Origin of the sequence: Streptomyces sp. NPDC086554 (assembly GCF_040686095.1) — a bacterium.
Classification (GTDB): Bacteria; Actinomycetota; Actinomycetes; order Streptomycetales; family Streptomycetaceae; genus Streptomyces.
The window spans coordinates 344,990-350,989 of record NZ_JBFBJK010000007.1 but is presented as its reverse complement, the minus strand read 5'-3'; the positions used below and the strand labels follow the sequence as shown (position 1 = coordinate 350,989).

At 68.1% G+C, this 6,000-nt stretch carries 6 protein-coding genes; all 6 read right to left on the bottom strand.

The window, feature by feature from the left end:
- Positions 1-192: 192 nt before the first annotated feature.
- Positions 193-360 (bottom strand): hypothetical protein, encoded by a 168-nt coding sequence (locus AB0O76_RS14605; RefSeq protein ID WP_365489801.1) that lies wholly within the window; start codon positions 358-360, stop codon positions 193-195.
- A 1,502-nt stretch (positions 361-1,862) separates the two neighbouring features.
- Positions 1,863-2,828, bottom strand: a complete 966-nt coding sequence (locus tag AB0O76_RS14600) for an NAD(P)H-quinone oxidoreductase (RefSeq protein ID WP_365489750.1) — start codon at positions 2,826-2,828, stop codon at positions 1,863-1,865.
- 57 nt (positions 2,829-2,885) lie between these two features.
- Entirely contained in the window at positions 2,886-3,581 is a 696-nt protein-coding gene (locus AB0O76_RS14595; RefSeq protein WP_365489747.1) for a type 1 glutamine amidotransferase domain-containing protein, read from the bottom strand.
- A 132-nt stretch (positions 3,582-3,713) separates the two neighbouring features.
- Positions 3,714-4,409 carry a type 1 glutamine amidotransferase domain-containing protein gene (locus AB0O76_RS14590; RefSeq protein WP_365489744.1) on the bottom strand — a complete coding sequence of 232 codons (696 nt, stop codon included), beginning with the start codon at positions 4,407-4,409 and terminating at the stop codon, positions 3,714-3,716.
- 206 nt (positions 4,410-4,615) lie between these two features.
- Positions 4,616-5,029: a DUF4345 domain-containing protein gene (locus tag AB0O76_RS14585; RefSeq protein WP_365489742.1), complete on the bottom strand. Its 414-nt coding sequence runs from the start codon at positions 5,027-5,029 to the stop codon at positions 4,616-4,618.
- A 43-nt stretch (positions 5,030-5,072) separates the two neighbouring features.
- Positions 5,073-5,834, bottom strand: a complete 762-nt coding sequence (locus tag AB0O76_RS14580) for an SDR family NAD(P)-dependent oxidoreductase (protein WP_365489739.1) — start codon at positions 5,832-5,834, stop codon at positions 5,073-5,075.
- Positions 5,835-6,000: the final 166 nt, after the last annotated feature.

The following is a 6,000-nucleotide window of genomic DNA, read 5'->3' as shown; positions in this document are numbered from 1 at the left end:
GTGGTTGTGGGGTTGGGGGGGGGGGGGGGGGGTTTTGGGGGGGGGGGCGGGGGGGGCGGCGAGGGCCGGGCGCGGCCCGCCCCCCTCGCCCGGTATCGCGTCAACGTCCTGTGCGCGCTCCTGCGCGACGGACGCCCCTCTCAGCCGAGAGGGGCCGAACGCCCGTGCCCCTTGACAAGAATCCGCTACATATCAGGAACGTGCGGTGAACCGCCCGTCGGGCCGCTTGTGCAGCCAGCCGCGGTCGGCAAGCTTGGTCATCTTCACCCGCAGCGGCTCCAGCTTGCCGCGCACCGAGGCGTCCAGGCCCAGCCGCTCGCCGACCGTCCTGACCTGCACCGGGGCGTCGGCCTCCCGCACGATCATCAGGATCTTGCGGTAGTCGCCAGCAGCGCGCCCTCGTCGGCCGCGTCACCGGTGCGGGATGAGCAGCACTGCCCGTCCGGCCACCTTCGCCACTACCGGAGCGGCAGCCTCGGCATCGGCCTGGGCCTGATCGGCCAAGCGGTTCAACACCCGCTCTGCGATCGCCAGTTCATCCCGCTAGACCTGGACCTCCTGAAGTTGCTTGGTCAACTCCTCGGCCAGCGCGTCCAGTCCGCTCCGACGGGCGGTGATCCACTGCCGCCCCTGCATCACCATGCCCTCTCGCGTTCTCACGGCGTGCCCACCTGCTGACGGATCGTAGGAGCGGATCGGTCGTGGGCGCAGTCGAACCCGGCATCCCACCGGAGCTGGACCGGCCCGATGATGTACGCCACGGCCATAGGCCGCCGACCGGCACGAGCACCCAACTCGTCATTCACACCAGACCCGTGACCTGCGACTTCACGATGCACGCAGCCCAATGGCGTCGTGTACAGCTGGGCCCGCGCAGTGAACCCCTCATCCGGCCGTCTGATCGTCCTTGAGGCCGATATCAATGGCGATCGACGCAAGGACTGCGGGACGTGGGGAAACACTGTGTGCTTCTGCCGCATAGGGCCGGATGGGGAAGTCCATCGAAGTGGGAGGGGCAGACCACGGCGACGGCGACGGCGTCGATCTCGATGAGGAACCCGGCGTCCAGGCCAGCTACGACATGGACCGTGATGTCCGGCGGAGGGTTGGCCCCGACCTCAAGGGAGGGTCTCCGGTTCGACGCCGGCGCCACCTGCCTGGACATTGCCCACACCGGCGGCGAGGGCCAGTACGCGCTGTTCGAGACCCTCCACGAGCCCGCCGACTTGGGCGAGTGGCTGGCCCAGCCTCCACTGGCCGCCGCCGTGACAGTGCCGGTGACTGCTCGCAAACTGGCCGCGGCCCAAAGCCCTTCGTCGAGCGATCTGGGACGCGGCGCACGCCCGGGCAGTGCAGTGTGTCGCCCCCCCTGCTGGCCGGGGTGGTCGCGCCATCAACCGGGCCGCGGCATCGTTGCTTCCTGAGTCTTGCCACCGACGGCACGACCACGGGCTGGGCTCCACCGGCGCGGGCCACGCAAGCCCTGTCAACGCTGGCGCGGGAGATGATCGAGCTGCTGTCCGGGCCGTTTGCCGCGTGCATCCGCGAGTGTGCGAGCGACAACTGCCCGCTGGTGTTCGTGGACTCGTCCCCCCACCGCCCCAAGCTCCGGGCTCTCCGCGTCCGGCGGGCCACGGATTCGTGACGCAGCCTCCAGACTCCTGCCGGTGGTGCGGGAGATGGTCGAGCGGACCGCATCGACTCAGGAAGGCCGACGGGCGTTGGAGGTTTCCGGCTCCGGCACTCCGTCTACCGCCCGGTGCCCTCGATCGGCGTTCACGCCGGGAACGCATGGTGCGGGAACGCTCTCCCGATCGCTCCACTCTGGACGCCTCTTTCCGCCCTCCGGATGCCTTTTGGAGTCATGCCGCGTCGGGGTTGATCAGGACGATTTTGCCGATGTGGTGGGCGTCCAGGATGCGATGCGCTTCTGCGGCCTGGTCCATGGGCAGGGTTCGGTCGATGACCACCTGAACGGTTCCGCTTTCGATCAATGGCCATACGTGTTCCTGGACTTCGGCCACGATGGCTGCTTTCTGTCCGGCTTGGCGGGAGCGCAGGGTAGTGCCGTGCACGGATACGCGCTTGGAGAGGAGTTGGGCAAGGTTGAGTTCGGCTGTCAGGCCGTTCTGCAGTCCGATGATTACCAGACGCCCGTCGGGGGCCAGGGAGTTGACGTTGCGCGCAAGGTAGTCGCCGCCGATTACGTCGAGGATCACGTCGTAGGGACCGTGCTCGGCGAAGTCTTCCGTACGGTAGTTGATCGCGAGGTCGGCGCCGAGGTCTCGGACCCTGGCAGCCTGCTCGGGGCCGCCGACGGTGGTGACGACGCGGGCGCCGTGAGCCTTGGCAATCTGAATGGCTGCCGTACCGATGCCGCCGGCTCCGCCGTGCATGAGGAAGGTCTCGCCTGCCTTCAGAGCACCGGTCATGAAGACGTTGGACCACACGGTGGCGGCCGCCTCCGGCAACGCTGCCGCCTGGACCAGGCTGGCGCCTTTGGGCACTGTGAGGAGCTGCCCTGCAGGGACAGCGACCTTCTGCGCGTAGCCGCCTCCAGCCAGCAGAGCGCATACCTCGTCACCCGGCTGCCAATGCGTCACACCCTCGCCGACGGCGCTGATCCGTCCGGAGACCTCCAGCCCCGGGTAGGGCGATGCTCCCTCCGGAACCGGGTACAGCCCCAGGCGCTGTGCCACATCAGCCCGGTTGACGGCGCTGGCAACGACGTCGATGACCACTTCTCCCGCGGCGGGGACGGGGTCCTCCACATCGGTCCACCGCAGGACTTCCGGCCCTCCGGGTTCCTTGATTGAAATTGCTTTCACGACGTTCCTCCAAGTACGCCGACCTGACGTGCGGGCGCTTACGCGGGTCCGGCGGCGTTAAGGAGCAAGGTCAAGGTGGTGCAGCGTCTCGATGATCTTGGCCGTTACGGCCTTGGTGGAGACGGGATTCTGTCCTGTCACGAGCCTGCCGTCAGCGGTCGCGAAGGGGGTCATGGGGATGGTGTTCTTGACATAGTGCGCGCCGCGCTTGCGGAGTTCGTCCTCCAGCAGGAACGGCACCCGGTTCTTCACCATGGCGACTCGCTCCTCCGCTGTGGAGAACCCGGTGACCGTGCGTCCGTCGACAAGCAGGGAGCCGTCGGACAGCGTGATGTCCAGCAGCCCGCAGGCACCATGGCAGACCGAGGAGACCACGCCGCCGTTCTCGTAGATCTCTCGCGCGGCCTGCTGGAGGGCGGCGTTGGAGGGAAAGTCCCACATGACGCCGTGCCCGCCGGTGTAGAAGATCGCGGCGTACTGGGCCGGTTCGACGTCGGCCGCCTTGCTGGTGCGGTCCAGGCTCGACATGAAGGCGCCGTCCTGCATGTAGTGGCGTACTGCCCTGTCGGCCAATTTGGTGCTGCGGGGATCCAGCGGTACGCGCCCCCCTTCGGGACTGACGATGTCGACCTCGAAGCCGGCCCGGCGGACAGCGTCGTAGAAGTGAACCAGCTCCGCGATCCACAGGCCGGTCCGGTGGGGGTCCGACCCGTAGGTCGCCTGGTTGGTGACCACGGCGAGAATCCTGCTCATCTGTTTCCTTCCCAAGGTAATGACAGGCGGCCAACCGAACAGCCAACGGAGCACGACCATGCTTCATGGCACGCGCCGCGACCCGCGCAGAGAGCGTGCAGTGCCCCTCCAGCGCAATCAGTGATCCGCGTGTCAGGTCAGTTTCTTGAGCATTTCGGCTGCGGCGGGTCCGGCGGAGGCGGGGTTCTGGCCGGTGATCAGGTTGCGGTCGACGACCACGTTCGGGGCCCACGGCTCGCCTTCCTGGTAGTCGACGCCGATCTCGATCAGGCGGTCCTGGAGCAGCCACTTGGCGCCTGCTGCCAGACCGCTCTGGGTCTCCTCGGCGTTGCTGAAGCCGGTCAGCCGGTAGCCGGAGAAGGCGTTGTTGCCGTTGGCCGTGGTGGCGGCCAGCAGCGCGGCCGGGGCGTGGCAGACCACGCCGAGCGGTTTGCCCGAGGCGAGCGCGATGATGAGGAGCTTGCCGGAGGTGGCGTCGACGGCCAGGTCCTCCATCGGGCCGTGGCCACCGGGGTAGAAGACGGCGGCGTAGTCGTCGAGGTCGACGTCCTGCAGCCTGATGGGGTGCTGGATCTCGCTGATCGAGGCGACGGTATCCGCGATCTTCTTCGCGCCCTCCTCGCCGCCGTTGAACTGCGGCGCCAGGCTGCCCTGGTCCAGGGGCGGCACGACGCCGCCCGGCGTGGCCACGACGATCTCGTGGCCGGCGGCCGTGAACGCCTGATACGGGGCAACGAGCTCCTCGGCCCAGAAGCCGGTCGGATGCTTGCTGCCGTCCGCCAGCGTCCAGTGATCGGCGCCGGTCATCACGAAAAGAATCTTCGACATGGTGTGGTCTCCTCGAGTCGGGGTTGATGCTCTGACGCCGCATGCTCAGCACGTCAGCGCTCTTCAGTTCTCGGAACCGTCCCGCAGGGGTTCACGGACGGCCGTGGCTGCGGGGCGGTTGTGCCAGCACCACGGGGCGTGCCACAGCGGCGATGGCGTCATGGGGGAGCCCGGCATTTGCCGGTCTCTCTGTTTGGGATCGGTGCTCAGGCTGCAGCTCGCGCTCGTCTGGATCTGAGTGCAGTGGAATGCGCCCAGATGATGACGACCGGCAGGATGAGCTCCAGGAGGGCGGAGGCGAGAAAGACTCCCGCCGGGCTGGGCATGCCGTGCTGAGCGAAGGAGACGAGCCGCCCGACGCCGCCGAGGAAGATCGGGACGGCCAGGAAGTAGACGAGTACCCCCTGCCAGCGGATGGTCGCCGCCGCCCAGGCGAACAACGGAGCCCAGCCGATGTGGATGCCTGCCATGAAGCGATGCAAGTTGTTCGCGTCCGCCGCGCCCGCCGGGGCTCCCCACACCAATTGCTGCAGGCCGTCTCCGAGGGCGATGGCAGTGACCAGCAACAAGCAGACGCGGACGATGGTGTTGGCCGGTGTGAGAGAGGTGCTGGTAGCCATCACGACTCCGTGCTGGTCTCGCAGTCGGTCTCGAGCTTCGCGTTCAGGCCTGCTCGGTGGGGCGTACGAGCAGCTCGGCGATCGCAACATGCCGGGGGCGGGTGACGATGTAGCCGACGGCGTCGGCGATGTCCTGGCTCTGCAACCGCTCAACGTCGCGGAAGGTGGCGTCGAGGACCTGCTGGACCTCGGCCGTATTGTGGGTGCGCAGTTCGGTGGCGACGGCACCCGGCTCGACGACGGACACGCGCACGTGCTGGCGTGCCAGTTCCTGGCGCAGCGATTCGCTGAAGCCGTTGACGCCGAACTTGCTGGCGGTGTACACGGCCATCATGGGGTAGGCGTAACGGCCGTTGAGCGAGCTGATGTTGACGATGTCGGCGACCTGACGCGGTTCCTCGGCGGCGGCCTTGGCCAGGTGGGGGACGGCCGCGTGGGCGGTGTACATCAGGCCCATGAGGTTGATGTCGATCATGCGCTGCCAGTCGTTCAGGGCCGCGCCGGGGACAGGCCCGAGCAGCATGAGGCCGGCGTTGTTGACCAGGGTGTCCAGGCGGCCCAGTCCCTCGACGGTCCGCTCGACCGCCTCCGCGGCGGCCTGGGCATCAGTGATGTCGGCGGGCACAACCAGGGCCTTCCCGCCGACGTGGGAGATTTGCCCGGCGAGGTCGGTGAGCCGGTCCTCGCGGCGGCCGACCAGGGCCACGGAGGCACCCTCGCGGGCCAGCTCCAGCGCGGTGGCGTGGCCGATGCCGCTGGAGGCCCCGGTCACCAGGGCGACGGTTCCTTCAAGACGAGGAGTCATGGTTCAAGCCTTTCGACGAATGGCCACGCTGCTGCTGGCCGTACGGAAGAGGGGCAACGGCCCTCCTGATCGGGGCCGTACGGGATAGGGCGGCGGCCCTGGGGGGGCAGTGCGGGATTGGTCAAAGTCAGTGACAGGGCCCGGCCCATCCGGGTTCGTACGGATT